This is a genomic window from Paenimyroides ummariense, assembly GCF_900115115.1.
GTDB lineage: Bacteria > Bacteroidota > Bacteroidia > Flavobacteriales > Flavobacteriaceae > Flavobacterium > Flavobacterium ummariense.
In genome coordinates, this window is sequence record NZ_FOVI01000002.1 from 52979 (window position 1) to 79060 (window position 26082).

The window sequence follows — 26082 nt, forward strand, 5'->3', positions numbered from 1 at the left end:
CAACTTTCTATCTTTGAAAAAAAATACGAAAAAGATGACAAAACCAGTACGTGTACGTTTCGCACCAAGCCCAACCGGTCCTTTACATATCGGCGGTGTAAGAACAGCCTTATTTAATTACCTTTTTGCAAAGAAAAACAACGGTGTTTTTTATTTAAGAATTGAAGATACCGACCAAAACCGATTTGTTCCGGGTGCCGAAGAATATATTTTTGAAGCCTTAAAATGGTTGGGTATTGAACCTGATGAAACCATTGGAGTAAATGAACAATTTGGACCTTATCGTCAAAGCGATCGTAAGCACTTGTACAAACAATACGCTTTAGATTTGGTACACAACGGTTTTGCTTATTATGCTTTTGATGCTGCCGAAGATTTAGATGCTTTACGCAAAGAAGCCGAAGCTGAAGGAAGAACCTTTATATACAACCATTCGGTTCGCGAAGTTTTAAATACGTCGTTAAACATGACGCATGATGAATTGGAAGCGCGATTGTTTAACAACGATCCGTATGTGATTCGTTTTAAAATGCCTATCGATGAAAAACTAACGTTGAAAGATATAATTCGTGGCGAAGTTACGTTTGATACCGCTTTGTTAGATGATAAAGTATTGTATAAATCAGACGGAATGCCAACCTACCATTTGGCAAACATTGTCGATGATCATCTACAGGGAACATCACATGTGATTCGTGGCGAAGAATGGTTGCCGTCGTTACCTTTACATTATTTATTGTATCGATCTTTTGGATGGGATGCTCCGGAATTTGCACATTTGCCATTAATATTGAAACCAGTTGGTAACGGAAAATTATCAAAACGCGATGGTGATAAATTAGGTTTTCCGGTTTTTCCTTTAGATTGGAAATCAGAAACAGGCGAAACAGCAATGGGTTATCGTGAACAAGGATTTTTCCCTGAAGCTGTTGTTAACTTTTTGGCGCTTTTAGGTTGGAACGATGGAACAGAGAAAGAATTATTTACGCTAGAAGAATTAATTGAATCTTTTGATTTGGCTCGCGTAAACAAATCGGGTGCAAAGTTCGATCCTGAAAAGAACAAATGGTTTAACCACCAATATTTGGCAAAGAAAGAAAACGGCGAATTGGCGGTTTACTTACAGTCGGTTTTAAACGAAAAAGGAATTGCAGTAGATAACGCTGTGGTTGAAAAAGTTGCCGGGTTGGTTAAAGACCGAGCAAACTTAACGACCGATTTATACGCTTTAGCAGATTTTTTCTTTGTTGCACCGGAAAAGTACGACGAAAAAGCAGCGAAAAACTGGAAAGAAGATACATCGGGTTTAATGCAGCAGGTTATTTCTGTTATTGAAAATGTTAAAGTTTTCGAAGCAAAAGAAATTGAATCAACGATAAAAAACTGGATTCAAGAAAACGAATTAGGAATGGGTAAAATTATGCAACCGCTTCGTATTGCGTTGGTTGGTGAGATGAAAGGTCCCGATTTGTTTGAAATTATAAGCGTTTTAGGTAAGGCAGAAACTACCAAAAGATTGAATACAGCAATAAATAATTTTAAAAATATTTAATTTTAAGTAAAAATTATTTTGCAGTTAAAAAATAAGTTTATATATTTGAAATGTGATTAACAAATGCCCAAATGTTTTTCACAATGATATTTTTTTCATATCAACAACAACAATTTTTTTCTAAATTTTTCTAAATCCCATTCCCTAAAAATGGGATTTTTTTATTATCTTCGATTACATATTTGTAAATCAATCAATTATGAAAAAGTTTCTTTTCCTTTTTATATTATCTGCGGGATTGCTATTCACTTCTTGCGGATCAGACGACAAAAAAGATCCACCTGTTAACACCACACAAGGCAAATGGGAACCAACAACTATTCAGTTGGTCAAAGTGGTGCCTTTATACACATTAGATTATCCGCATACACAAAGTTGTCCCAAAGATTATTTAGAGTTTAAAGCAAATAATAACGCGGTGTTCTTTAGGCATGAAACCGCAAATTGTACCATTACAGAATACGAAAACGCTTTTCAACAAAATGGAAATAAGGTATCGTTAAACGTTTTAGGCTACCAAATTAACGGAACAATTACAGCACAAACCGATACTGCCATGGAAATTCAAAGCGATATTTCGGCTTACATTCCATTGATAAAAGCGCAGTTTCCGGAATACGAGCAATATTTAAGCGTATTGGAAGGCGGGACCGTAAAACTATCATTCATCAAAAAATAGCATTTACACCTCTTTGAAAAAAGAGGTTTTTTTTATATCTTACCAAAAAACAATTTAAAATGGATTTTACACTTTACATTATTATTGCTATTATTTTGTTTGTAATAGTATCATCATTATTTACCGTTAAGCAACAAAGCGCTGTTATTATTGAACGATTTGGAAAATACCAGTCCATTCGTAATTCGGGCTTACAAATTAAAATCCCGATTGTAGATCGAATTGCAGGACGATTAAATCTGCGTATTCAACAGTTAGATGTAATTATCGAAACAAAAACAAAAGACAACGTATTCGTTAAAATGAAGGTTTCGGTACAATTTAAAGTAGTGCAGGAGCGTGTTTACGAAGCTTTTTATAAATTAGAATATCCGCACGATCAAATTACTTCTTACGTTTTTGATGTGGTGCGTGCCGAAGTTCCAAAATTAAAGTTAGATGATGTTTTTGAACGTAAAGACGATATTGCAATAGCTGTAAAACGTGAATTGAACGATGCGATGGTTACTTACGGTTACGACATTATTAATACGCTGATTACAGATATTGATCCGGATATTCAGGTAAAACATGCAATGAACCGTATTAATGCAGCAGATCGTGAAAAAACAGCCGCAGAATATGAAGGAGAAGCAGAGCGAATCAGAATTGTTGCTAAAGCAAAGGCAGAAGCAGAAAGCAAACGTTTACAAGGACAAGGTATTGCAGATCAGCGTAGAGAAATTGCGCGTGGTTTGGTAGAATCGGTTGATGTATTGAATACTGTTGGAATTAATTCGCAAGAAGCATCGGCTTTAATTGTTGTTACGCAACATTACGATACCTTACAGTCAATAGGAGCTGAAAACAATTCAAACCTAATTCTATTGCCAAATTCACCACAAGCAGGTAGCGATATGTTAAACAACATGGTAGCGTCGTTCACTGCAAGTAATCAGGTAGGCGAGGCAATGAAAAAATCAGGTACAAAAGAAAAAGAATATAAACCAAAGAGAAACCTTCCTCCACAGACTGATTTTCCTTCACAAAATAATCCTGCAGAATAGCAATAAAAAAATAAACACCAACTGTTAAAGTTGGTGTTTATTTTTTTTAATGAATTTGTTGAATAAAAATTTAAATAAAGTTGATAAAACCAACGTTTTTATTCCTTGAGATTTTTTTACCGAACTACCTAACGATGTTAAACCTTGTTGAAGTAACTGGCTAGGTGAAAAAAGTTGGGCGATATCCTCGGCATTATTACCAATCTTTCGAATACTAATTTCGCGTTCAAGTCTAAGGATTTCCAGTTCTTTATCAACTTCTTCGTATGTTTTGTAACGTATCTTCATAAATATCAGTCAAAAAAGATTCTAGAAAATTTCTTAAGAATAGGAATGTCTATCATTACTTTGCGCATTGCGTATGTAAAAATGGCAACAATAATGTAAAATCCGCCTATAATTAAAAAACCGTAAGTGTTGCTGTCTAAAGCTTTCCCTATTGCAAATGCTGCAGCAAACGATAAAAAAAACAACGATAAAACAGCGAATAGGCTTAAAGCGAAAATTTTTAAAATGAAGCCTGTAGCTTTAGATGCCACTTTAAAACCCAACAGCGAATAATAATCAATGTTGGTTTCTAAATAAGCCTTAGCTTCAGACTTCATTTCATGAAGATTGTTTTTTAGATCTTCATTAAATGCCATAGACTATTTTAACTCAGATTTGATATTATCTGCAGCTTTGTTAGTCATATCTTTTGCTCTGTCAACCGCATTAGAAGCTTGTCCTTTTAATTCAGCCAATTTGCGTTCTAAACTTGCAATAACATCTTCTTTTTTATCATCAGCCTTGTTAACCAATGTGTTGAAAGACGATTCGAAATCTGCTTTTTTAGAAGAAATCAAACTTTTAACTTGATTCTTTAACTCGTCCATTTTGCAGTTTAAGTCATCCGTTCCAGATTTAAATCCGTCCGAAATTTTCTTTCTGGTTTTTTGCCCTTGTTCAGGTGCTAATAATACTCCTGCTACCGCACCAACTGCTGCTCCTGCTAAAATAGCTACCAATGTGTTTCCTGTTTTTCCCATAACAAATTTTATTTAATTTTTAAAAAATGAATTAATAGTATTAAAGTTAAACAAATAATTTTTAACTGGTGTTAATAACCGGTTAAAATTTAATAGAAGGTAATTTAATAAGCCCGAAAAATCTATTTATATTTGCTTTTCAACATTTTACAGAACTAACATGTTTAAAAACAAATTAGGAATTTTTACATCGATATTTATTACTCTTGCAATTATAATAACCCTTTTATACGAATTTGATATTTTAGGAATATCACCTGCACTTATGATAGGTGTTCGTTGGGCTACTGCATTAGTACTGATTATAAACGCTTTTTCCCGAAAAAACCTTACCACATGGATTATTACCTGTATGATTTTGGGTGTTTTTGTGGGGGTTGATTTTCCTAATGCAGCAATGGCACTGCAACCGTTAAGTAAAGGATTCATCAAGCTGGTTAAAACCATTGTAGCACCGATTATTTTTGCAACGTTGGTTTACGGTATCGCTGGTCATTCCGATTTAAAACAAGTAGGACGTATGGCGTGGAAATCTATGCTGTATTTCTTTTGTGCAACTTCATGTGCCATTTTTATTGGTTTAGCAGTAATTAATATTACGCAGGCAGGTGTTGGTATCGATATTCAAAGCATGCCGCACGAAGAACTTCCAGCTCCAAAACCACCCGATGCAGCTTTACAATCATTACCAGAACACGTACACGGTATTTATAAGTTTACTCATTTTATTTATGATCTGTTTCCGGAAAACATTGTAAAATCAATGTATGAAAATCAGGTGTTACAGGTTGTGGTATTTTCGGTTTTATTCGGAATTGGTTTAGCAATGGTCGAAGAAAAAAAGCGCAAGCCTTTGGTTGATTTTACCGAGAGTTTATCCGAAACCATGTTTAAGTTTACCAACATTATTATGTATTTTGCACCAATTGGTGTAGGGGCAGCAATGTCTTATACGGTTGGACATTTAGGTGTTGATATCCTTAAAAACCTGTTCATGCTTTTAGGCTCGTTATATCTGGCGTTGGTATTATTTATACTGCTGGTTTTTGTTCCGATTATGTTGTTCTTAAAAATACCGATTAAAAAGTTTATTGCAGCTGTAAAAGAACCCGTTTCTATTGCGTTTGCAACAACAAGTTCCGATGCTGCTTTGCCAAAGGCCATGAGTGCTATGGAAAAATTCGGTGTGCCACGTAAAATTGTATCGTTTGTTATACCAACAGGTTACAGTTTTAATTTAGATGGAACATCGCTTTACTTGTCATTAGCATCAATATTTGTTGCACAGGCAGCCGGAATGAATTTATCTATTGGCGAACAATTAGCTATTGCTTTTACGTTGATGATTACATCAAAAGGAGTAGCAGCTGTTCCGCGTGCATCGTTAATTGTGTTGATTGCAACCGCAGAACAATTTGGATTGCCGGTGTTTATTATCGCCGCTATTTTAGGGATCGATGAATTAATGGATATGGCACGAACATCGGTAAACGTTATTGGTAACTGTTTGGCAACCGTTGTAATTGCCAAATGGGAAAAAGAGTTTGATGAAGAGGCTCCGTACCGCTTAACCGATGAAACTTTGGATGAGGTTTAGAATTTAAAATTATTTCTATATACGTAAAGACCTCACAGGTTTTTAAAACCTGTGAGGTCTGAAATAAAACATAACCCCAACTATTCGGTTGGGGTTATGTTTTAAATTTTATATCCAATTATCTTTCGGGTTTAAATAAGTAGAAAGTACTGCGTAGATATGTACTTCTTTTTTAGTTTCATCTACCTTAAAATGAATCATATATTTGAAATCCTTCAAAGGCAAGCAGTGAATATCATTATATCTAATTTGAAAATGTGGGTTTTGCTGTAAAGCTTTAAAGTTTCTCTGTATTGTTTCAAAAAAACGTTACCAAAATCTTTTCTTTTACTGTTAAGGTAATTTTTAGCTTCTTTCAAATCATGTTTAACTCTTGGGTCGGCAATAATGGTGTATTTCTGCATTATTCGTTCTCTAACTCATCTAACATATCAAATGCATCAACTGGATTTTTTGCTTCTTTAATGCGTTTTAAAACAAGATCTTTCTGCCATTGCGTTATATCTTCTGTTTCTTGTTTGTGTTTAAAAGTTAAAAAATCAATATAACGCTCTATCTCCTCCAAAAATTTTTCTGGAAGTTGTTTTAGTTTATAGTTAACTTGTTTAAGTGAATTGCTATCCATGACTTAATATATTCATAATCAAAGTTACAATAATAAAAGATATTTGAAAAGTAAGTGTGTTGTTTCTTTTTAGAAGTGATTTTGTAATTACTTTTCGTTATCCCCGATTGTGCGGATTTAACTTCGTTCAGTCAACTAAAGCCTCGAATGAAATCCGTGTTTTTTATAAACTGCTTTTTGAATGCTGCAAGGTTTTTAAAACCTTGTAGCTCTTTATTTTTTAATATTTATACCTACAAGGTCAACAAAGACCTTGCAGGTTAATCATAAGCGAATTAACAATAGATCTACAGACAAAAAGCCCCAACATATAGCTGAGATCTTATATTTATAAATCAAAAAACTTACTCTTTACTTTCAACTTTAGCCCACGTATCGCGTAAGCCAACCGTTTTATTAAATACCAGTTTTTCTGCGGTAGCATCTTTATCAACAGCGAAATAGCCCAAACGTTGAAACTGGAATTTATCACCGCTTACAGCTGTTTTTAAGCTTGGTTCTACGTAACCTGTGATTACTTTTAACGAATCTGGGTTAATGTATTCTTTAAAATCAACTTCTTTGTTACCATCAGGATTTTCGTGCGTAAACAAACGGTCGTAAATACGTACTTCGGCTTCCACAGCATGCGGAATAGAAACCCAGTGAATGGTTCCTTTTACCTTGCGTTTTGATGCTTCTGTTCCGCTTCCCGATCTAGAATCAGCATCATACGTAACATGAATTTCGGTAATGTTTCCATTTTCATCTTTCACAACACTTTCTCCTTGAATAATGTAAGCGTTCTTTAAACGGACTTCTCTTCCTAAGGTTAAACGGAAAAATTTCTTATCGGCATCTTCCTTAAAATCTTCGCGTTCAATATATAATTCTCTTGAAAAAGGGATTTTTCTAAATGTTAATTCTTCTGCCTCCGGATTGTTTTCTGCATCTAACCATTCTTCTTGTCCTTCCGGATAGTTTGTAATGATCAATTTAACAGGATCTAAAACAGCCATTACACGATCGGTAATTTTGTTTAAATCTTCACGAACACAAAATTCTAACAACGAAACATCAATTAAATTATCACGTTTTGCAATTCCAATGGTATCTGCAAAATTACGAATCGCAGTCGGAGTGTACCCACGGCGACGCATACCCGAAATGGTACTCATACGCGGATCATCCCAACCTGTAACATGACCTTCGTTTACCAATTGCAGCAATTTACGTTTTGATACAACGGTGTGCGATAAATTTCTACGGGCAAATTCGCGTTGTTTTGGACGAACCTTCTCGTCATCGTAAATCTGATCTAAAAACCAATCGTACAATTCGCGATGAGGTAAAAATTCTAACGTACAAAACGAATGCGAAATTTGTTCGATATAATCACTTTCGCCATGAGCCCAATCGTACATAGGATAAATTTTCCAATTTGCGCCGGTTCTGTGGTGCGATGCATTAATGATTCGATACATAATTGGGTCGCGCATTAACATATTGGTCGATGCCATATCAATCTTTGCACGTAAAATATATTCACCTTCGGCAAACTCACCGTTTTTCATTCGTTCGAATAAATCCAAGTTTTCTTCAACCGAACGATCACGGTTTGGCGAATTCACTCCGGCTTGAGTTGGCGTACCTTTTTGTTTTGCAATTTCATCTGCCGATAAATTATCAACATACGCTTTACCTTTCTTAATTAAAAGAATAGCCCAATCATATAATTCCTGAAAATAATCAGACGCATAAACTTCCTGATCCCATTTATAGCCCAACCATTCCACATCTTTTTTAATGGCATCAACAAATTCCTGCTCTTCTTTTGCAGGGTTGGTATCGTCAAAACGCAAATTTACCGGTGCGTTGTAATCCAATCCCAAACCAAAGTTTAAACAGATCGATGATGCGTGCCCAATGTGCAGATATCCGTTAGGTTCTGGCGGAAAACGAAAGCGTAATTTATCTTGTGACAAACCATTTTTTAAATCGTCTTCAATGATTTGTTCTATAAAATTCAATGATTTTTCTTTTGTTGACATATTCTTGAATTAAGATTACAAATTTATCAAAAAATGTTTGATTTTCGGTGGTAATGATATGTTATAAAAAAGGTTTAATTTTACGATATAAATTTTAAGAAATGGGAATTATTCGCTTAACAAACATACGCGTTTTTACTAATCATGGCTGCCTGATTGAAGAAGCTAAAATAGGATCGGAATACCGTGTTGATCTGGAAATTAAAGCCGATTTAAGAAAATCATCTGAAACAGATGAATTGGCTGATACGGTTGATTACGTGCATTTAAATAAAATTGTGGTTGATGAAATGGCGATACGATCAAAGTTGTTAGAGCATGTTGCCAAACGAATTGTAGTGCGTGTTTTTGATGAATTACCTATGGTTTCGCGTATTTTGTTGGAAGTATCAAAAATAAATCCGCCTATTGGTGGTGATGTACAGCAAGTTACTATTGTTATGGAAGAATACCGGGCATAATTTTATGCTTTAGGTTTTGATATTTAATTTTTTGTAGTAGATTTGCAAACACATTACAGAATGGCATCTTGGCCGAGCGGCTAGGCACCGGTCTGCAAAACCGACTACAGCGGTTCGAATCCGCTAGATGCCTCTTAAAAAAACCTTCAACTATTGAAGGTTTTTTTGTTTTAGAATGTGAAGCAACAGAATTATAATTTCAACAACTTTATTTATCATGCTTTGTCCACACCAATCGCGATAAATCGTAACCTGCTTTTTCGGCTTCTTTTAAAAATTTTTCTTTTACGTTGTTTGGAATAGTTTTGTTGCGGGAAAGAATCCAAATGTAATCTTTTGTTTCGCCAAAAATCAAAGCGTTTTCATAATCGGGCTGCATTAAAACCACATTGTATCCGGCATAAAAAGGTCCGAAGAAAGATACTTTTAAAGCGCCTTCATCGATTTTATCTACAAAAGTCGCTTTTCCGTTGGCTTGTTCCCATCTGTCCTTAACATAGTTGTAGCCTCTGTTTACAACCTTCACCGTACCGTTTTCGTTTAAAGAATAGGTTGCGGTAACATTGCTTAAATCTTTTTCGTGTTTAAAATCAAAACGGGCAATTTCGTACCAGGTGCCCATGTAAGGCTTAATTTTAAAATCTTTCACTACGGTAATTCCATCCGGAACTTTAACCGATTTACACGAATACACAAATCCGGTAACACCTGCAATCGCAATAACGGCAGCTGTTAATAATACATTTCTTCTTTTCATGGCAAATTATTTAGATCGGACATGAAAAATCACGTCCGCAATAATCAATATGAATTTACGAAATTATTATGGGAATTGGTTCGTAAGATTTTATATTTTTGAGGGTTGATTTTATATAGTATGAAAATTAGAAAAGCCGATAAAAAAGATTATTCTCGAATTATGGAAATTTGGGAAAGTTCGGTTATAGCAACACATGATTTTCTGAAACAAGAAGATTTTGAACTGTTTAAAAACCTGATTCCAGACGAATTTCTGCCGCAATTGAATGTTTTTGTGATATAAGATAACGGAATTATTCCAGCTTTCTTTTCGGTTTCCGATGATAATCTGGAAATGTTGTTTGTAGATGCCGAAAGTAGGGGCAAAGGTTTTGGAAAAATTGCAGTTGCTTATATTATTAATACATTGCAGATTTATAAAGTTGATGTTAACCAACAAAATATGCAGGCGGTCGACTTTTATTTAAAACAGGGATATCAACAAAAAGGTTACTCTGAAACCGACGGTATGGGAAAACCGTATCCGTTATTACATTTGGAATATTCAATAAACAAATAATTACTATGAAAAATTTAGTTTTAGCACTTTTTACCGTTACAACATTGGTTACTACCGGTTGTGTGTGTAAGAAAAGCAAGGTAGAAACAACCGAGCAAAATCAGGAAAACGTAACGGTTACGGGTAAAATAACATCGGTTACCAATGGCAAAGACGGTTACACGGCGATTTTACAGGCTGCCGACAAAAAAATGTACAACGCTACTATAAGCAGAATCAATCTGCAAAAATCGGGTAGTGAGTATAAGCGTTACGAACAAGGCGAAACTATTACCGTTACAGGATCTACGTGGGTTGATACCGAAGGCGTAACCTATATCACCGTAACAGAATTACAATAAACTTACTCTTTAGATTGCACCAAAACCCAATAGCGAAAAGCCAGAACGGCTTGCTGTATCTTGCTTAACTTTGCAGGATCTTTACCTATATAGCTGGGCAGTATCTTTTTATTGATACTGTTCAGCATTTTAAAAAATGATTTTTTCATGCTTTTTTATATAAAGATATTCAATTAAAACCAAAAATCTGCAATTGGTAATTTAGCATTTATTTATAACAAATCCGTTATCATTTTACGAACTTTACAATAGCTATCAATCGTTAAAAGCTGTATGTATGAAAAGTATCAAAATGCTGAATGTGGTTAACTTGTTCTTTTTGTGTTGTTTTACACTGCCGTTTTCATCGTGCGGACAAAGTACATCTAAATCGAACATTAAAAAAAATTCAACAAATAAAACTATTGCCGAAAAACAAAACGTTTCATCAGGAAAAACAGAAACCGCTACTTTTGCAGCCGGTTGCTTTTGGTGTGTGGAAGAACAGTTTAAACAGTTAGAAGGAGTTGTTTCTGTAACATCGGGTTATACCGGCGGAACAACCGAAAATCCCACGTACGAAGAGGTTTCTGCCGGAAATACCAATCATGCCGAAGCCTGCAACATTGTGTTTGATCCTGCTGTAATTTCGTACAAGGAATTATTGGAAGCTTTTTTTGTAACACACAATCCTACACAATTAAACCGACAGGGAAATGATGTGGGAACTCAATATAGGTCTGCAGTTTTCTATCATAATCCCGAACAAAAACAACTCACTGAGTTTTACATCGATCAGTTGAATAAAGAAAAAGCTTATGACAAACCGGTTGTTACTCAAGTAGCTCAGTTTAAAAAGTTTTATAAGGCAGAAGATTACCATCAGAATTATTAAGAAAACAATCCTAATCAGGCTTACTGTCGTTTGGTGGTTAAACCAAAAGTTGATAAATTTAGAAAAGCATTCAGTGAAAAACTGAAAAAGTAGTTTAATTTAAAAAATTTCCTATGAAAAAGTTCCTATATTGTTTTGGTGCGATTGCGTTATTAAGTGCATGTAACCAAAAGACAGAAAATAAAGATACAGTTAAATCTACAATTACCAATTCAAACCAAACTGATTTTTCGGGATTGTACAGTTACCAACAAAATGGCGACACGATAACATTACAACTTACGGTTGATGGTACTAAAGCAAAAGGAAATCTGTTATACGCTTTAAATGAAAAAGACCGTAATTCGGGTTCGTTTGTTGGCGAAATTAAACATGGAATACTGCTAGCGAATTATACGTTTTCTTCGGAAGGTGTTTTGTCTGAACGGCAAATTGCTTTTAAACTGAACGATAACTCTGCAGTCGAAGGTTACGGCGATGTGCAAGAAATCAACGGAAAAATAGTGTTTAAAGATCCAGCAAATTTAGAATACGGTACAGGTTTGGTATTGGCAAAGAAATAATTACAGCATAAAAAACCTTATTTTTTATGATAATGCTGTTGTACAAAAACAAATGATTCCTTAATTAAATGATGGATTTCTTTTTTGTCGGTCTTTGTAAAACCATGATTTCCTTTTTTAACTTTGATTAACTTGTTTGTTACTGAAAGTTTGTTGAGTTCTTTATGCAGTTTTTTAGATTGTTTAAAAGGAACAATAAAATCTCTGTTTCCATGCAGAATTAAAATAGGAATTTTTGGCGCAGTTTGTAAATGTTCAATAGGCGAATACTGTCTTGCTACGGCAATTGCTTCTTCTTTATTTGTATTGATATCGTAAGATGTCATCGCGAAGATTAATTTCTCTCTAATGTCATACAATTTTGGAAGAAACAGTTTGTACGTTTTTTTGGTAAACCAGCTGGCATTGGTTTTTAAAACTTTGTTTAAATCGATTGGTCCGAAGTTGTCCAAAATAAAACGAATCTTAGGCGAATCGTTTGATTGTTCTGTGGTACACGCAATCATTAAAGCCAAATGTGCTCCGGCTGATTCTCCCCATAATCCTATGTTTTCCGTATCAAAATTATATTCATCTGCGTTATCTATAATCCAGTGAATGGCATCCTTACAATCACTTAATTGTTCAGCAATATCAACTGTTTTACTAACCAAACGGTAATTTATAGCCACAACGGTATATCCGTTTTCCTGCAAGGTATCTTTAATGCCTTCGGTATAATGATATTTAATTTCTTTATCGCCTTGTGCCCATGCACCGCCGTGAATAAAAACCACAACCGGACTTTTCTCGTAAATGTTTTGTTTAGGCAGATGAATATCCAATTTAACGGTATCCTTTTCTATAATTTTATAAGGAATATCTTTTAAGAATGTTTTTTGATCGGCACTGTTTTGTGCTGTTAGGGAAAGAGAAAACAAACCGAAGATCAAGAATAAGGATAGCTTCATTTTTATGCTGTTAAACTGAAACTCTAATTTACTTATTTTTTTCAAATAAAATTGTTGATTTCAGAACTGTATTAAAGGATCATTCTCAAATCTAAATTTCAGAAAATCGTGAATGAAACTGGAAAAGTTAAGATTTATTAGAGAATATGAATAATCGAATACTTAGAGCAGATGTTTTAGTTTATAAATAAATTATAAAATAAATTTATTTGTTTATATTTGCACTTTTAAATCATGTTTTTGAAGTTGTAGAAAAAACAATTTTCAATGCTTTATTTAGTCAAAATTTAATATTCAGATTAATAATATCGGGTAATGATATTAACTGTTTATATACTAAGTAACACTTTGCAAATTTTTCTCTTATTAGAACTTTAGGTTTTAATCGCGGAAAAACTCACTTATTTAATTATTCTCTTTAAAAATTTTTATAAATAATAATGTTTTTTTACCTTATGAATAAGTTATTGTTGTTTTTGTTAATTATACCGTTAAAATTTTAGTGTAGTCTTCTATAACTGTTATATTTGGTATAGAAATGTGTTGCAAATGAAGAAGATTGATTACACCGATGAAGAACTTTTACGCTTTATAGCGGAAACGGACGACGCAAGTTATTTTGAGATACTTTATGATCGATATGCACCGTTTATATATAATAAATCTTTCTGGTTTGTTAAAGATGAAGAAGAGGCAAAAGATCTTACACAGGAGATTTTTATAAAAATATATCTTAATCTTCCCAAATTTAAAGGTGACTCTAAACTTTCTACCTGGATTTACGCAATTACTGTTCACACCAGTATTAAGTTTGTAAATAAGAACAAAAATAAAGCGATACTGCTATCCGAAGAAAATTTCCATAAACATTTTACCGAAAATATAGATAGCACCGAAATTTCAGATGCAGAATTGTTGGATATTAATTATGAAAGACTAGAGGAAATTATGAATGTGTTGCCAGTAGAAGATAAAATGTTACTGCTTATGAAGTATCAGGATAATTTATCTATACGTAAAATAGTGGAAATTTTAAATATAAAAGAAAGTGCAGTTAAGATGCGATTATTGAGAGCAAAGAAAAAAGTTATCGAACTACATGCAAAATTAAAATCTGCTTTTAAAGAAGCACAACAAACCAAACAATTTAATTTTTAAATTATAAATGTTAATTTATTATAGGAACTATTTGTGCTTTTGATGTTTATATAGTACATAAAATCCGCTTCGTAAATTGAAGCGGATTTTTTTATTTTTTGTGAATAAGTTCTTTTAAAGTTTCTATATGCTCTTTTAATATAGAAATGGTTTCTTCATAATGTTGTATTAACGAAATGGAATCATTTGCAGTGGGTATTCTTTCTATTTTTTTAGTGACTCTTGCATCATCATAAACATCAGAACTAAAAATTTCATTGGGATGAACATTTAAAATTTCTATAATTTCTCCCAGTCTGTCAATGGTTAACTGTGTTTCCCCATTCTCTATTTTTGTGTAGGCTCTTAACGATATCCCTAATTTTTCAGCAACGAATCCTTGGGTATAATTCTTTTCCTTTCGTATGCTTTTTAATTTTGTTTTAATCTCTAACATATTCTCTTCACTATCTTAATTTTGAAGCTTTTTTCACTTACGAGAAACTACTGCTTTCAGTTTTTTTTTAATTTTTTTTTAACAAAATACATTTTATGAAAAAAAAGTGCTATTTTTATCTAAAAATAGGAACTTTTAATTCTTTTTGTGTTTTAATTGTGCACTTTTGTTTTGCTTTATATAGAATATAACACAAGAATAGGACCACTTTTTTTTTAAAAGTCACATAATTGAGACTCTTTTAAATTCAGAATTAAAAAATTAATTAATTAAAACTTTACTTTATGAAAAAAATTACCTTGCTATCCGTCTTTATACGGACAATTTACTTCAAATGTGCACAGGTTGGTATTGGTTATTTTCCACATACAACTTTTAACTAACCACAAAGCCTGAAAATAAACTGTATTTAGATGCTTTTATAATGAATTTTCATTAAAAGATTTAAGGGTGTCTTTGTATAATCGATTTTTTTGATTCAGGCAATATTAAGAGTGTGATAGATATATCGTGCTATACTAATAAAATAGATACTTTAAAAAATGAAAAAGAAAACTACTATTTTTAAAAGAAGAATTGTCCATGTACTAACGTGTTTGTTACTCGCACTTCTGTGCAGCACAAGCTTTTATGGGCAAACGAAAATATTAGCAAATACGGTTACGTACACTAGTGGAAATGATAAGATGACCTCTTTAGTAGGCTGTGGAACTTTAGGACTTTCTGCTTGTTATGCTGCGACAGTACAAAATCCAACCAACGCAACTTTAGATGATAATACGTATGCACGTTTGTTGGCGTCACCTGGTTTGGCGGTAGGGTTGGGCTCTTATCAAGGAGTTATAGAGCTTCGGTTTCCTTCTGCGATTCCTGCAGATCAATGGTCGTACGTACGTATTGGAGCAGATAATACGCTTTTGCGTGCATTATTGGGAGGTTCATTAGGAAATACTTTAGGAACAATACTTGGAGGTGTTCTTTTAGGAAATCAGGAATTTGAAATTGATGTTCGTAATAATGCAACTTCTGTTTTAACTAGAACAAATACTCAAGGTTTTAGTACAGACAGGGTAAAGCTTATCACAGATGGTAACGGTTATAATTATATTGCAGTAAAGCCAGCCGCAGGTTATGATAGGGTTCGCATAACCAATCGCTCTATTTCGGCAGTTGGATTAGGAACAGAATATTATTTAGATGTTTATGATGCATTTACATATAATAACGGAACAGGCGCTTGTGGTCGTCCTTTTGGAACTTCTTTTGATGGAAGCGGTGGATTAGGACTACAAGTAGCCGATTTAAATAACCAGTATTTAGAAAGAGCCATTGATACAGATGCTAATAGTTATTCGTTATTAAAATCTTCGGGAGTATTAGACCTTAGCGTAGCAAGATCTTTCTCACAATATTTTTATTTTACAACAACTTCACCAGAAGAGAGTACCTTAAACATAAAATTAGCATTAGGTTCGGGCGGTGTTGTTAATACAGATTTATTAGGTGGTATTGAAGTCATTCTTACCAGATGGAATCCAACAACAGGTCTAAATGAAGTGGTTTACAGACGTTCGTTACAAAGTGGTCTGTTAAATAACACCAATGCACTTAACTTATTACAATCAGGCGGTGCGGCTACTTTAACGTTTGCTCCGGGACGTACTTTTGACAGGGCTGAAATACGATTGAATTCAACCGTTGGATTGAATGTTTTAGGTAGTGGTGTGCGTATTTACGACGTTCAGCGTTACGATGGAACTCCAACATGTATAAATCCAGAAATTGCTCCAGTTCCTTCTGCTACAACAGGTCCTTTTGATCAGGCTTCATGTGCTACTACTTTAGTAGATTTTAACAACGTAGATTTTGCACAATATGCCACAGACGGGAATAACGAAACCTACGCAACATTATATGCCGATTCTGGAAGCTTATTAGTAGGCGGACCAACTGTAGGATTCATTGAATTGGATATGGGAACTACATTGCCTGCAAACAGAACCACTTATGTGCGTATTAATTATGATAAAGACGTTTTAGATAGATTAGTAGGCGGTAGTTTAGGAAAACTGGTTTCTGATTTAGCAAATAACCTACTATTAGGCAATCAATATTTTGAAGTTGCAGCTAAAAATGGAGCAACCACTGTGCTATTAGACGATAGTAGAGCTGCTTTCGCAAATACATCTAACGGCTTAATTACAGTAGTACAAGACAATATTGGTCGTGTTTATTTGGCAATCACTCCATCGGCACCTTATAACCGCATTCGCATTACCAATCATGTTACAGCATTGTTACCTACAGGTAAAAAAGCAAGTTTAGATGTATATAATGCGTGTTCTGAAATAGGAACAAACCCTTGTTTTCCTGCTAATTTTACATCGTATAAAGGCGGAGGCGTTGGCTTAAGTGCATTAAATATTTCAAACGTTGGTGTTACCAATGCATACCGTGCAATTTCTGTAAACTCTTCTGATTATTCTGAAATCAATTTGGGAATCGCAGGTGTAGCGGCAAACGTTTATCAAACAATCTATTTTAATAAGCCTTCGCAACCAAATGATAAGGTAAAAGTAAGATTGCAAATTCAGCCTTCTTCTGTTTTATCATTAGATCTACTGGGATCATATAAAATTAAATTCTTTAATGGCAACACACAGGTAGGTGGCGATTATACTTTACAGAGCGGATTAATTAATAATATCGATTTGTTGGCATTGTTCAGATCTGGTGGTATCGCAGAATTAGAATTTCAACCAACAGGAACGTTTGATCGTGTAGATATTGGTGCGGAATCAATTGTAAGTTTAAATGTTGCGGCAGAACCATTACGTGTATATAGTGTGGTACGCTACGGAGTTACTTGTCCGGAACCTTTTGAAACAAATCCACTTACATTACCGGCATGTGCAACAATATTGGTTGATGCGCAAAATGCAGATAACATTCAAAATTTATTCGACGGAAACTATGCAACTTTTGCAACCTTAAATTCTGGGGCAGGAACCCTATTAGGTTTAGGAAGTAAATATGAAGGATTTGTAGAATTAGGTTACGATCATAATGTACCGGCAGGAACAACGTCTTACATCCGCATTGATATGGCAGGAACGCTTCTTGAAAAATTAGTAGGCGGAAGTTTAGGAAATGTAGTGTCGGGCTTAGTGAACAATTTGGTTCTGGGTGATCATTATTTTAAAGTAGATGTAAAAAACAACGGAACATTAATTACAACAGCAAACAGTAAAGATGCTTCAGCAGGCGGAAATAACAATATTCGTATTGTACGCGATAAAGAGGGGCGTTATTATATTGCAGTAACACCAGATCAGCCTTATAATTCGGTACGTATTACAGATATAACCAACAGTCTTTTAGGTCTTTTAGCACAGCCAAATACTATGAATGTTTATGGTATGTGTTACGAAACCAGTCCAGATCAGTGTTTAGATGCTTTTGCAACATCGTATGAATATACAGGTTTGTCATTGTCTTTAAATAATGTTTCAGGGGCAGGCGTTACCAATCCTCATTATGCCATCAACGATAATTCTACTCAATACTCTGAAATCAGTATGGGAACGTTAAATGTAGCAGGTGGTGCAAAACAATGGGTTTTCTTTAACACCGTGTCTGCTGCTAATGATGTTGTTAATATCAAATTCAAAACAGGTGCGGGAGCTATTAATCTGTCGTTACTTGGAGATTTAAAAATACAGGCATATTTAGGTGAAACACTTGTAGAAACCTTAGATTGGGGAACTACAGGAATTATTAACGGTGTTAATGTGTTGAATTTACTTAACAATGGAAATCTTGTAGAATTACCATTTGCTCCGGGAGCAGCATACGACCGTATTGCAGTAGGTATTGAAAACTTAGTAAGTGCATCGGTATTGCCACCTGTACAGTTATATGGCGTAGAACGTTGTTATGCATTAGCAAGTGCAGAGATCGTATCTTGGAAATCGTATGTAATCGATGGTGATAACACGTTAGATACCGTTAGTGGTGATGAAGAAATAGAATACACTATTCATGTACGTAACAGCGGAGGTCAGGATTTAGCAGGATTTACCGTAACAGATGCATTACCTGCAGGATTAACTTGGGTAAGTGGCGGATCGCATACAAACGGTGTGGTAACATTTGTTTCAAGTGCAGTTTTAGCAGTTAATCAAACAACAAGTTTTACGTTTAAAGCAAAAGTAGCTAAAGATTTAACCGGAATAACAGAAATTAAGAACATAGCTAAAGTTAAAGAAAACGGCAGTACTGTTGAAATAGAAAGTTATCCTCCAATGGATAATGAAACCAACCCAAATAATCCGGATACAACCAAACCTCCGGGAACAATTATTCCGGTAAATGCAGTTTACGATTTTACAGTGGTTAAAAACGGTGTAAGTAATAATGCAACCAGCACAAATCAAGCAGTGGTGAATGATCAAATTACCTATAGTATCACTGTTAAAAACACAGGAAATAATATTTTAACGAATGTTTCGGTTAAAGATATTATACAAAATACAATACCAACAGAAGTATCAATTGTTAATGCAGGAGGAGCTACTGTAAACGCAAATGAATTAACCTTTAATATTAATTCGTTAGCAGTAGATGCATCAACCACATTTACAGTAATAACTAAAGTAGAAAGTTTACCGGCTTCAGGAAATATTAGCAATAAAGCAGAAGTAAGTTATACCGCTCCGGGGAATGTGCTTATTCTAAAAGATGTGACATTTAATATGGCAACGTCTTGTACTAATGTAGTTGCTTCGGCAATAGCACTTTCATCGTCTGCAACAGCAGCAGTTTGTCCGGGAACTTCAATTACTCTTACGGCAACAAATACTGCAATACCGGCTATAGCCAATCCAGTTTACAAATGGTATTTAAACAGCAATTTGTCAGATACACCACAAATTGGCAATAGTATCACGGTTAATCCAACAGCTAATACAACTTATTATGTAACAGTAGAAGGTGTAGGATATTGCTTTACAGGAGCCGCAGCAGAGATAGACGTGACAGTGCTTCCAACAGGAATGCCTGCCGATATTGTTATTACTGCACCAACAACTGTTTGCCAAGGCGAAAATGTAACATTCACAGCTTCGTTAGCAGCGGGAACAACAATAAATAATCCGGTATTTAAGTGGTACACAGATGCTAACTTATCGCAATTAGTTTTCGAAGGAACAACCTTTAATATTTTAGCAGCATCAAATTTAGTTGGAACGCATACTTTGTATGTAACAGTACAGGGCGATGGTTATTGCGCAAACAGTGTTGGTAACGCAGCAACACACACTATCACAGTAAACGCAGCACCTACAATAACAATTACAGGAGGTCAGTCTATTTCGAAAGTAGCTGGAATCCCATTCAATTTACCAACAGTTACTACAACCAATGGAGCTACTATACAGTGGTACGATTATAACACCAATCCTATAGGAGGTAATGCACAACAAACAATAGCTACTCCTGGAGTTTACACCTATACGGTTGTAGCAACATTAAATGGTTGTACTGCTTTTGAAAATATTATTGTTACGGTTTTCGATGCTAATGATTGTCCGCCAACTTTTGAAAGGGTGTATGCAAACGGTAGTTCTGATTGGGGATCTATTATAACAGGTGGAGTCGCAAATACAAACAACGCTATTGATGGTAACCCAAAAACCTATTCTACAATAACAACAGGCTTAGGATTGTTGGGTATAGGAACAACCTGGCAAAACATTTATTTTGATAATGCAGTTGCTGCGGGAACACCTGTAACTATAAAATTAGGTAAAGAATACAGTGCTTTAATGCTGGCTGGTGGTTTGTCTGTACAGGGGTTAGATGCCAACGGAAACACGATTGGTAACCTTAAAGCAGTAGACGGTGGTTTGTTGGATTTATTGGTAGCAGACAATGTGATCGAGTTCACATTTGTACCATCAAACAATTCAGGTCCGCAAGATTATTCAGGAATTAGAATTTCGCAAGGATCATTGGTGGGTGTGGCGCAAAACACAAAAGTGTTTGGCGCATATTATACACAAGCAGGAAATATTAATTGTGCACCAATAGATGCAAATACAAATCCAAATATTCTAGACGTATTGTACGGAGTGGAAGATTTAGGTCTTGGGGTGGCAAGTGCAACAGCATCGGTAACAAATCCTTGGAATGCGGTTGATAATGATATAAGTACTTATGCGCAGATTGCAAGAGGTGTAGCAGTTTTAAACGAAGCTTCATTAACAGCGGTGTTTAAGCAACAGGCAACCGCAGGAGATGAATTGCAAATTGTTATAGAAGTACCTGCAAATCCTGTTCTTTCATTATCATTGTTGCAAGGTTATACCATTCAACGCTATTTAGGAGATACACCGGTAGGTCAGGCCTTGAGTAGCAGCAGCAGTATTTTAGATCTAAAATTATTAGGACTTTTAGGTGGCACCACAAATAAAGCAGTAGTAATTGTTGCGCCATATAACCAACCTTACGATCGTGTAAAAATTTCTTACGGAAACGTAGTAGGTGTGTTAGGGAATTTTACAAGGATCTATGACATATCTATAAAACCAACATTTAATTACGGAGCAGATCCAAGCGGAGACTTAACGCTTTGTACGACTGATTCCATTGTATTTAATCCTATGGATGGCTGTACAACATATCAGGTGTACACTTCTGCAATGGGTACAGATAAATTGGATAGTACCGATGGATTAACATTCAAATTACCAAGAAATATAGCGGTAGGTTCTCGCACATTTTATGTTCAAACTATGAGAAACGGATGTGAAATAGGTTCAAGACAAGAAATTACCATTGTGTTAGAAAAATGTTCCAAAGCGTGCATCGTGTCAAACAAAATGGTTACCAATAAGATAAAAAAATAAATTCAACACTTAAATTAAGACATTATGAAAAAAATGACATTTTTAGCGGCATTACTTGGAGTTACTCAACTTTCTAATGCTCAGGTGGGAATAGGTACGGCAACTCCTGCAGATGCGGTACAATTAGAAATTTCGGCAACAAATAAAGGGGTTTTAATTCCACGTGTAGGGTTGACAAACACTACAACCTTTAGTCCGATAACAGGAACTGCACTAGAAAGTCTTTTGGTATACAATACGGCAACTGTCGCAGACGTTAGTCCAGGCTTTTATTATTGGGTTCCTGTTAATGGAGCTGTAGCTGCACATTGGGAGCGAATTGTTAACCAAACTCAATTAGAGGAGGCTATCAGTAACATTACAGATCTTCAGGGAGATGTTAGCAAAATAATTACACTACTAAAAGTTGCTTTTCCTGCAAACAATTTAGTAGATCCTGTAGTTACTGGTGATACTTTTGGTGGTGGTATGGTTTTTACGCCAGGAACTACACCTACTATTGAATATGTTTATTTTGATGGTACAAATTATGTAAAAAAAGATGTTACAACAGATATTATTGATTTAATAAAAGGAGCCGAATCTAAGACTACGTTTATTGAATTTCCTGCAGCTTCAGGTAAATACTACTACATTTCAGAAGAAACCATTAATGCAAACAATGGGGTAATACCTACATCGCCTTTTTCAACAGGTACAACTTTAAGACCAGGTGTAATTTTACTTGATGTACCGCAATCGGTAATTACTAACTTTCAAACTATTTTAGATGGTACAACAACCATTGTAAAACCAGGAGGTAGTTTTTACACCGTAGAAGAAATCATTAAAATGATTGCTTCGCAAGTAGAAGGTAACGTAATTTATACCAATATTGGTACTACTGGTTCGCCTAATTGGGTTTTTCAATATTGGAGTGATGCAGCTAATGCAGGTGCGGGCGGATATATAACTATTAACCTTACAGATTTGGTTGGTGCTGCACAGTCAAAAACAGCATTGGTTAAAACCAATACGGCAAATGCTCCGGTAAAACAATATTTCGTATCAGAAACGTATCTTATTGCAAATGGAGGAACAATTCCTTCTCAAACAGTAGTAAACGGTTGGACATCGTCAACACTACCTGCTGGTATTTTCGAAATTGATATTGTAGCCGGCGTCGCAACAAATATTCAAACGATATTAGATCAAACGGTTACAATTACCGAAGATGGTAAAACATTTACAACGGTTGAGCAATACATACAATACATTGCGTCTAAAGGCGATGCAAACGTAGGGTATACGGTAGCAGGTATAACTGCAGCTAATAATGACGGTGTTGCCATTCCTGCAAATTCATTCTATTACATCAATCAAACAAATGGAAATAAAGTATTCATTGATTTAGGATCAATCGTAAAAAAAAACGAAACTAAAACAAAGTTAATTACTATTGGTACTAAACAATATTATGTTTCAGAAAGCTATACAGGTACAACAGATCCTACAACAGGAACCGAGACAGGAGTTTATGAAATTGATTTTATTGATGGTATCGTAAATAACTTTAATGAGTTTATTACAAGTACTGTAACTGGTGGAGGAACAAATTATACCACTGTTGAAGAATATATCGAATATATTTCGGCAAATTCAATGCAAGACGGCGTTACTAAAATTGTAATCGATGGCACTGGTCAGGCTTCATTTGAACAATGGAATAACGCTACCAACACTTGGGTGCCGGTTGCTAATACGGCATTCAGCACAATTGTTAAAGCTAATGAAACAGTAACCACTATTAATAAAGTACAAACAGGTACGGTGCCAACAGGAGATGTTGAGATTTCGTATAACTATTTTAACGAAACTCCAGGTGCTACGCCTCAACAGTCAATAGACTTAAACGGTGATGTTTTGACCTTAATTGAAGGAAATACAGATATTCAAAATGCCATTACAAATATCCTGAACAATGGTGGAAATGTGTATTATGGCGATCACGACAGCAATCCTGGTACACCAAACGTATTTTATACCATTGTAAACAATGTAAAAACACCAATTGATATTTCTGAAGTTGTTGTAAACGCAATCACAAACGCAACTACTGTTCAAAAGCAAGAAATTAAAAATCAGTTAGGTGATACATACAATACAGCAACAGTTACAAACACAGGTGATACTTGGATTGATGGCGGTAAAATCTACGCAGGTATTTACGATGCTACCGTTACAGGAGGTACGGCAAATGTTTCAACAATTAGTCTTACACCACCAGCAGGAACAACAGCTTTAGGAAAAATTGTAAGCATTAAATTATTAAACAATGATAATAATATTATAAACACATCTACAACTGACGTTGCACTATCAGGTAGCAATTTATCATTTAGAATTGGAACCGGTAACATGTACAACGTTTTAAGTCCCTCAGACTTAAGCATAAGAGTAGTTGTAGAATTCTCTGCCCAATAATTTTTTTTAACCCTAACCATCTGTTTTTCCCCTAAACAGATGGTTCTTCTTAAAAACTTAAAGAACTATGAATAAGAAAATTATCCTTTTATCAACTGTATTATTTAGTGCGGTAATGTCTGCACAAGTAAAAATAGGCGGCACAGACGGTACGCCAAATCCAAGTGCAATGTTAGATGTTGAAGCTACAAACAAAGGAATGTTATTGCCACGTTTAGCATTACAAGAAACGGCAGTTTCTGCACCACTGTCGGCACACGTGGCGGGGATGACCGTATACAATACTGCCGCAGCAAACGATGTAGTGCCAGGTTTTTATTATAACGATGGAACCAAGTGGCAACAAATGGTTACCACAGACCACAAGGCAGTAAAATTTTTCTATATGCCGTCTATTACTTTTGATACTTCGGTAAGTGCAACTGGGCAAACCAAAAATTTGTATCAAGAATATAAAGCACAATTTGCGTTAACAAATCCAAATCATATTGTAAGTCCGGGAGCACCAATAACAGGTATTCCATATTTCGATGATCCTACCGATTTGTATTATATCATTACCGATTACGATGCAAACGTATTTTCAAACATTACAATTAATAATCAAGGTTTAATGACATACGATGTAACCGCAGCGGCAACAGATTGTACTTTGATAAATATAGTATTTGTAGTGAAATAAAACACTTACAAAATATTTGTAATAAGGCAAATTATGTATAAATATCCAAGAATAATTAACATAGGTTGCCCGTGCTTTTAGTTTCACTTAAAAAATTAAGACTATGAAAAAGATATTTAAAAATATCAGTTTACTGTTTCTAAGCTTAGGTTCTGTAACCTATGCGCAAACCGTAGAACCTATAATGGTCAATCATGGACAGTTATACATATTGCCCAGCACGTTGGTTTCAACACAGTTTGATTTTGATAACAAAGCTTCGGGAGTAATTTTTAACGACGGTGAATTTCAGTTCTATAAAAATTACAATAACGACGGTTTGTTCACGCATTCAACCAATCAAACTACGGGGTACACGGTGTTTCAGGGAAGCCAACCGCAGTTGATACAAGGATCACAGCCTTCAAAACACTTCGATGTTCTTTTCTATAACACCTCAACCCAGTATCCGTTTAGTCTTAACAGTGATATGATTATCGACGGTGTTGGAAATTTCAGAGAAGGAATTGTGCGTATCAATAAAAATAATGGCGGTCAGTTGCTTTTCGGAAATGGGGCTTCGCAAATGAATGCTAGCGACAGAAGTTATGCCGAAGGAATGGTAGAAAAGCAAGGTAACAATGCCTTTACTTTTCCAATTGGTAAGTCAGGATATTATCGTTTGGCAGGAATTTCAGCTCCTTCAAATATGGCTGATACTTACATGAGCGAATATTTCAAAGAAACTACAAACCAAACCTATCCGCATAAAGACCGTACGGGAATTATTTCTGCTGTAAACGATCAGGAATATTGGAAAATTACTCAGGCAGCCGGAACAACTGGTTCGATAATGGTTACGCTTTCATGGCACGATCAAACAACACCTGTAGAATTCCGCGGAACGCAAGATCTACACATTGTTCGCTGGGATGCCACTCAAAACCTTTGGGTAGATGAAGGCGGAGTTGTCGATGCAGGTGCAAGAACCATTACAACTCCTGTTCAGGTTGATGGTTTCGGAATTTTCACTTTGGGGAAAATCAAAGAAAAATTCTTGAATCCTGGCGATGTGGTTGTTTACAACGGGGTTTCTCCTGATGGTGACGGAATCAACGATTATTTAATTATTGATAATATCGAGCATTTTCCAGAAAATCAGGTAATCCTTTACAATCGTTGGGGGCGTAAAGTGTACGAAACCAAAAACTACAACAGTAAAAACAATGTGTTTGTTGGTGTAGCCGAAGGTAACGGTATTGTAGGTAGTGGTGAAAAACTACCTGCAGGAACGTATTATTATGTAGTGGAATATCTGTACGATTGGGACGGTCAAAGTCAATGGATCAAGAAAGTGGGATATATTCACCTTGAAAGCAACAACTAAACTAA

The 26082-nt window shown here is 35.0% G+C and carries 24 protein-coding genes and 1 tRNA gene; 16 read left to right on the top strand and 9 right to left on the bottom strand.

Features of this window, described 5'->3' with window-relative positions:
• The first annotated feature begins 34 nt into the window (after positions 1-34).
• The 3 genes from gltX (at position 35) to BM253_RS01950 (ending at position 3277) form a co-directional block, all read left to right on the top strand.
• Positions 35-1552 (top strand): glutamate--tRNA ligase, encoded by a 1518-nt coding sequence (gene gltX / locus BM253_RS01940; protein ID WP_091518215.1) that lies wholly within the window; start codon positions 35-37, stop codon positions 1550-1552.
• Between the two features lie 199 nt (positions 1553-1751).
• Positions 1752-2231, top strand: coding sequence for a hypothetical protein (locus BM253_RS01945; protein ID WP_091518218.1), 480 nt, complete (start codon positions 1752-1754; stop codon positions 2229-2231).
• A 59-nt stretch (positions 2232-2290) separates the two neighbouring features.
• Positions 2291-3277, top strand: coding sequence for an SPFH domain-containing protein (locus BM253_RS01950; RefSeq protein ID WP_091518221.1), 987 nt, complete (start codon positions 2291-2293; stop codon positions 3275-3277).
• Between the two features lie 24 nt (positions 3278-3301).
• Here the strand turns inward: BM253_RS01950 and BM253_RS01955 are convergent, their stop codons facing one another.
• From BM253_RS01955 to BM253_RS01965, 3 genes are read right to left on the bottom strand one after another with little or no spacing between them, the layout of a single operon-like run.
• Entirely contained in the window at positions 3302-3565 is a 264-nt protein-coding gene (locus BM253_RS01955) for a DUF6327 family protein (RefSeq protein ID WP_091518225.1), read from the bottom strand.
• Between the two features lie 5 nt (positions 3566-3570).
• Positions 3571-3921 (bottom strand): hypothetical protein, encoded by a 351-nt coding sequence (locus BM253_RS01960; RefSeq protein ID WP_143095567.1) that lies wholly within the window; start codon positions 3919-3921, stop codon positions 3571-3573.
• Positions 3922-3924: 3 nt separating this feature from the next.
• On the bottom strand, positions 3925-4305 hold the full coding sequence (locus tag BM253_RS01965; protein ID WP_091518231.1) for a YtxH domain-containing protein: 381 nt from the start codon (positions 4303-4305) through the stop codon (positions 3925-3927).
• Positions 4306-4465: 160 nt separating this feature from the next.
• Here BM253_RS01965 and BM253_RS01970 point away from each other — a divergent pair, with 160 nt between their 5' ends.
• The gene (locus tag BM253_RS01970) at positions 4466-5902 is read left to right on the top strand and encodes a dicarboxylate/amino acid:cation symporter (RefSeq protein ID WP_091518234.1); all 1437 of its coding nucleotides are present in this window, start codon (positions 4466-4468) and stop codon (positions 5900-5902) included.
• A gap of 403 nt (positions 5903-6305) precedes the next feature.
• Here the strand turns inward: BM253_RS01970 and BM253_RS01980 are convergent, their stop codons facing one another.
• Entirely contained in the window at positions 6306-6527 is a 222-nt protein-coding gene (locus BM253_RS01980; protein WP_091518241.1) for a hypothetical protein, read from the bottom strand.
• 344 nt (positions 6528-6871) lie between these two features.
• Positions 6872-8557, bottom strand: a complete 1686-nt coding sequence (locus BM253_RS01985) for a glutamine--tRNA ligase/YqeY domain fusion protein (RefSeq protein ID WP_091518244.1) — start codon at positions 8555-8557, stop codon at positions 6872-6874.
• Positions 8558-8658: 101 nt separating this feature from the next.
• Here BM253_RS01985 and folB point away from each other — a divergent pair, with 101 nt between their 5' ends.
• Positions 8659-9018, top strand: coding sequence for a dihydroneopterin aldolase (folB, locus tag BM253_RS01990; protein ID WP_091518248.1), 360 nt, complete (start codon positions 8659-8661; stop codon positions 9016-9018).
• Positions 9019-9080: 62 nt separating this feature from the next.
• Positions 9081-9151 (top strand) — tRNA-Cys (locus BM253_RS01995).
• Positions 9152-9226: 75 nt separating this feature from the next.
• Here the strand turns inward: BM253_RS01995 and BM253_RS02000 are convergent.
• Positions 9227-9775, bottom strand: a complete 549-nt coding sequence (locus BM253_RS02000; protein WP_091518251.1) for a lipocalin family protein — start codon at positions 9773-9775, stop codon at positions 9227-9229.
• Between the two features lie 120 nt (positions 9776-9895).
• On the opposite strand from BM253_RS02000, the gene BM253_RS17465 reads away from it, so the two are divergent.
• Genes BM253_RS17465 through BM253_RS02010 form a run of 3 tightly spaced genes read left to right on the top strand, consistent with a single transcriptional unit; the run spans position 9896 to position 10677 of the window.
• On the top strand, positions 9896-10060 hold the full coding sequence (locus BM253_RS17465; RefSeq protein ID WP_245758426.1) for a GNAT family protein: 165 nt from the start codon (positions 9896-9898) through the stop codon (positions 10058-10060).
• A 51-nt stretch (positions 10061-10111) separates the two neighbouring features.
• Complete coding sequence (locus BM253_RS17470) at positions 10112-10336, top strand: GNAT family N-acetyltransferase (protein ID WP_245758427.1); 225 nt, start codon at positions 10112-10114, stop codon at positions 10334-10336.
• Between the two features lie 5 nt (positions 10337-10341).
• A complete protein-coding gene (locus BM253_RS02010) occupies positions 10342-10677 on the top strand; it encodes a hypothetical protein (RefSeq protein ID WP_091518254.1) in 336 nt (111 codons plus the stop codon).
• A gap of 2 nt (positions 10678-10679) precedes the next feature.
• Here the strand turns inward: BM253_RS02010 and BM253_RS17255 are convergent, their stop codons facing one another.
• The gene (locus BM253_RS17255) at positions 10680-10826 is read right to left on the bottom strand and encodes a hypothetical protein (protein ID WP_177205691.1); all 147 of its coding nucleotides are present in this window, start codon (positions 10824-10826) and stop codon (positions 10680-10682) included.
• A gap of 128 nt (positions 10827-10954) precedes the next feature.
• On the opposite strand from BM253_RS17255, the gene msrA reads away from it, so the two are divergent.
• Entirely contained in the window at positions 10955-11551 is a 597-nt protein-coding gene (gene msrA, locus BM253_RS02015) for a peptide-methionine (S)-S-oxide reductase MsrA (RefSeq protein ID WP_245758428.1), read from the top strand.
• 113 nt (positions 11552-11664) lie between these two features.
• Complete coding sequence (locus BM253_RS02020; RefSeq protein WP_091518256.1) at positions 11665-12114, top strand: lipoprotein; 450 nt, start codon at positions 11665-11667, stop codon at positions 12112-12114.
• 17 nt (positions 12115-12131) lie between these two features.
• Here BM253_RS02020 and BM253_RS02025 read toward each other — a convergent pair whose 3' ends face one another.
• Positions 12132-13109, bottom strand: a complete 978-nt coding sequence (locus BM253_RS02025) for an alpha/beta hydrolase (RefSeq protein ID WP_091518259.1) — start codon at positions 13107-13109, stop codon at positions 12132-12134.
• Positions 13110-13613: 504 nt separating this feature from the next.
• Between BM253_RS02025 and BM253_RS02030 the strand changes: the two genes are divergently transcribed.
• The gene (locus BM253_RS02030; protein ID WP_091518260.1) at positions 13614-14222 is read left to right on the top strand and encodes an RNA polymerase sigma factor; all 609 of its coding nucleotides are present in this window, start codon (positions 13614-13616) and stop codon (positions 14220-14222) included.
• A 91-nt stretch (positions 14223-14313) separates the two neighbouring features.
• On the opposite strand, the gene BM253_RS02035 is transcribed toward BM253_RS02030, so the two are convergent.
• Positions 14314-14658 (bottom strand): helix-turn-helix domain-containing protein, encoded by a 345-nt coding sequence (locus tag BM253_RS02035; protein ID WP_091518263.1) that lies wholly within the window; start codon positions 14656-14658, stop codon positions 14314-14316.
• Between the two features lie 542 nt (positions 14659-15200).
• Here BM253_RS02035 and BM253_RS02040 point away from each other — a divergent pair.
• The 4 genes from BM253_RS02040 (at position 15201) to BM253_RS02055 (ending at position 26077) form a co-directional block, all read left to right on the top strand.
• A complete protein-coding gene (locus tag BM253_RS02040; RefSeq protein ID WP_091518266.1) occupies positions 15201-21566 on the top strand; it encodes an Ig-like domain-containing protein in 6366 nt (2121 codons plus the stop codon).
• 24 nt (positions 21567-21590) lie between these two features.
• On the top strand, positions 21591-24029 hold the full coding sequence (locus tag BM253_RS02045) for a hypothetical protein (protein ID WP_091518268.1): 2439 nt from the start codon (positions 21591-21593) through the stop codon (positions 24027-24029).
• 67 nt (positions 24030-24096) lie between these two features.
• Positions 24097-24711 carry a hypothetical protein gene (locus BM253_RS02050; protein WP_091518271.1) on the top strand — a complete coding sequence of 205 codons (615 nt, stop codon included), beginning with the start codon at positions 24097-24099 and terminating at the stop codon, positions 24709-24711.
• 103 nt (positions 24712-24814) lie between these two features.
• The gene (locus tag BM253_RS02055) at positions 24815-26077 is read left to right on the top strand and encodes a T9SS type B sorting domain-containing protein (RefSeq protein WP_091518274.1); all 1263 of its coding nucleotides are present in this window, start codon (positions 24815-24817) and stop codon (positions 26075-26077) included.
• Positions 26078-26082 lie beyond the last annotated feature (5 nt).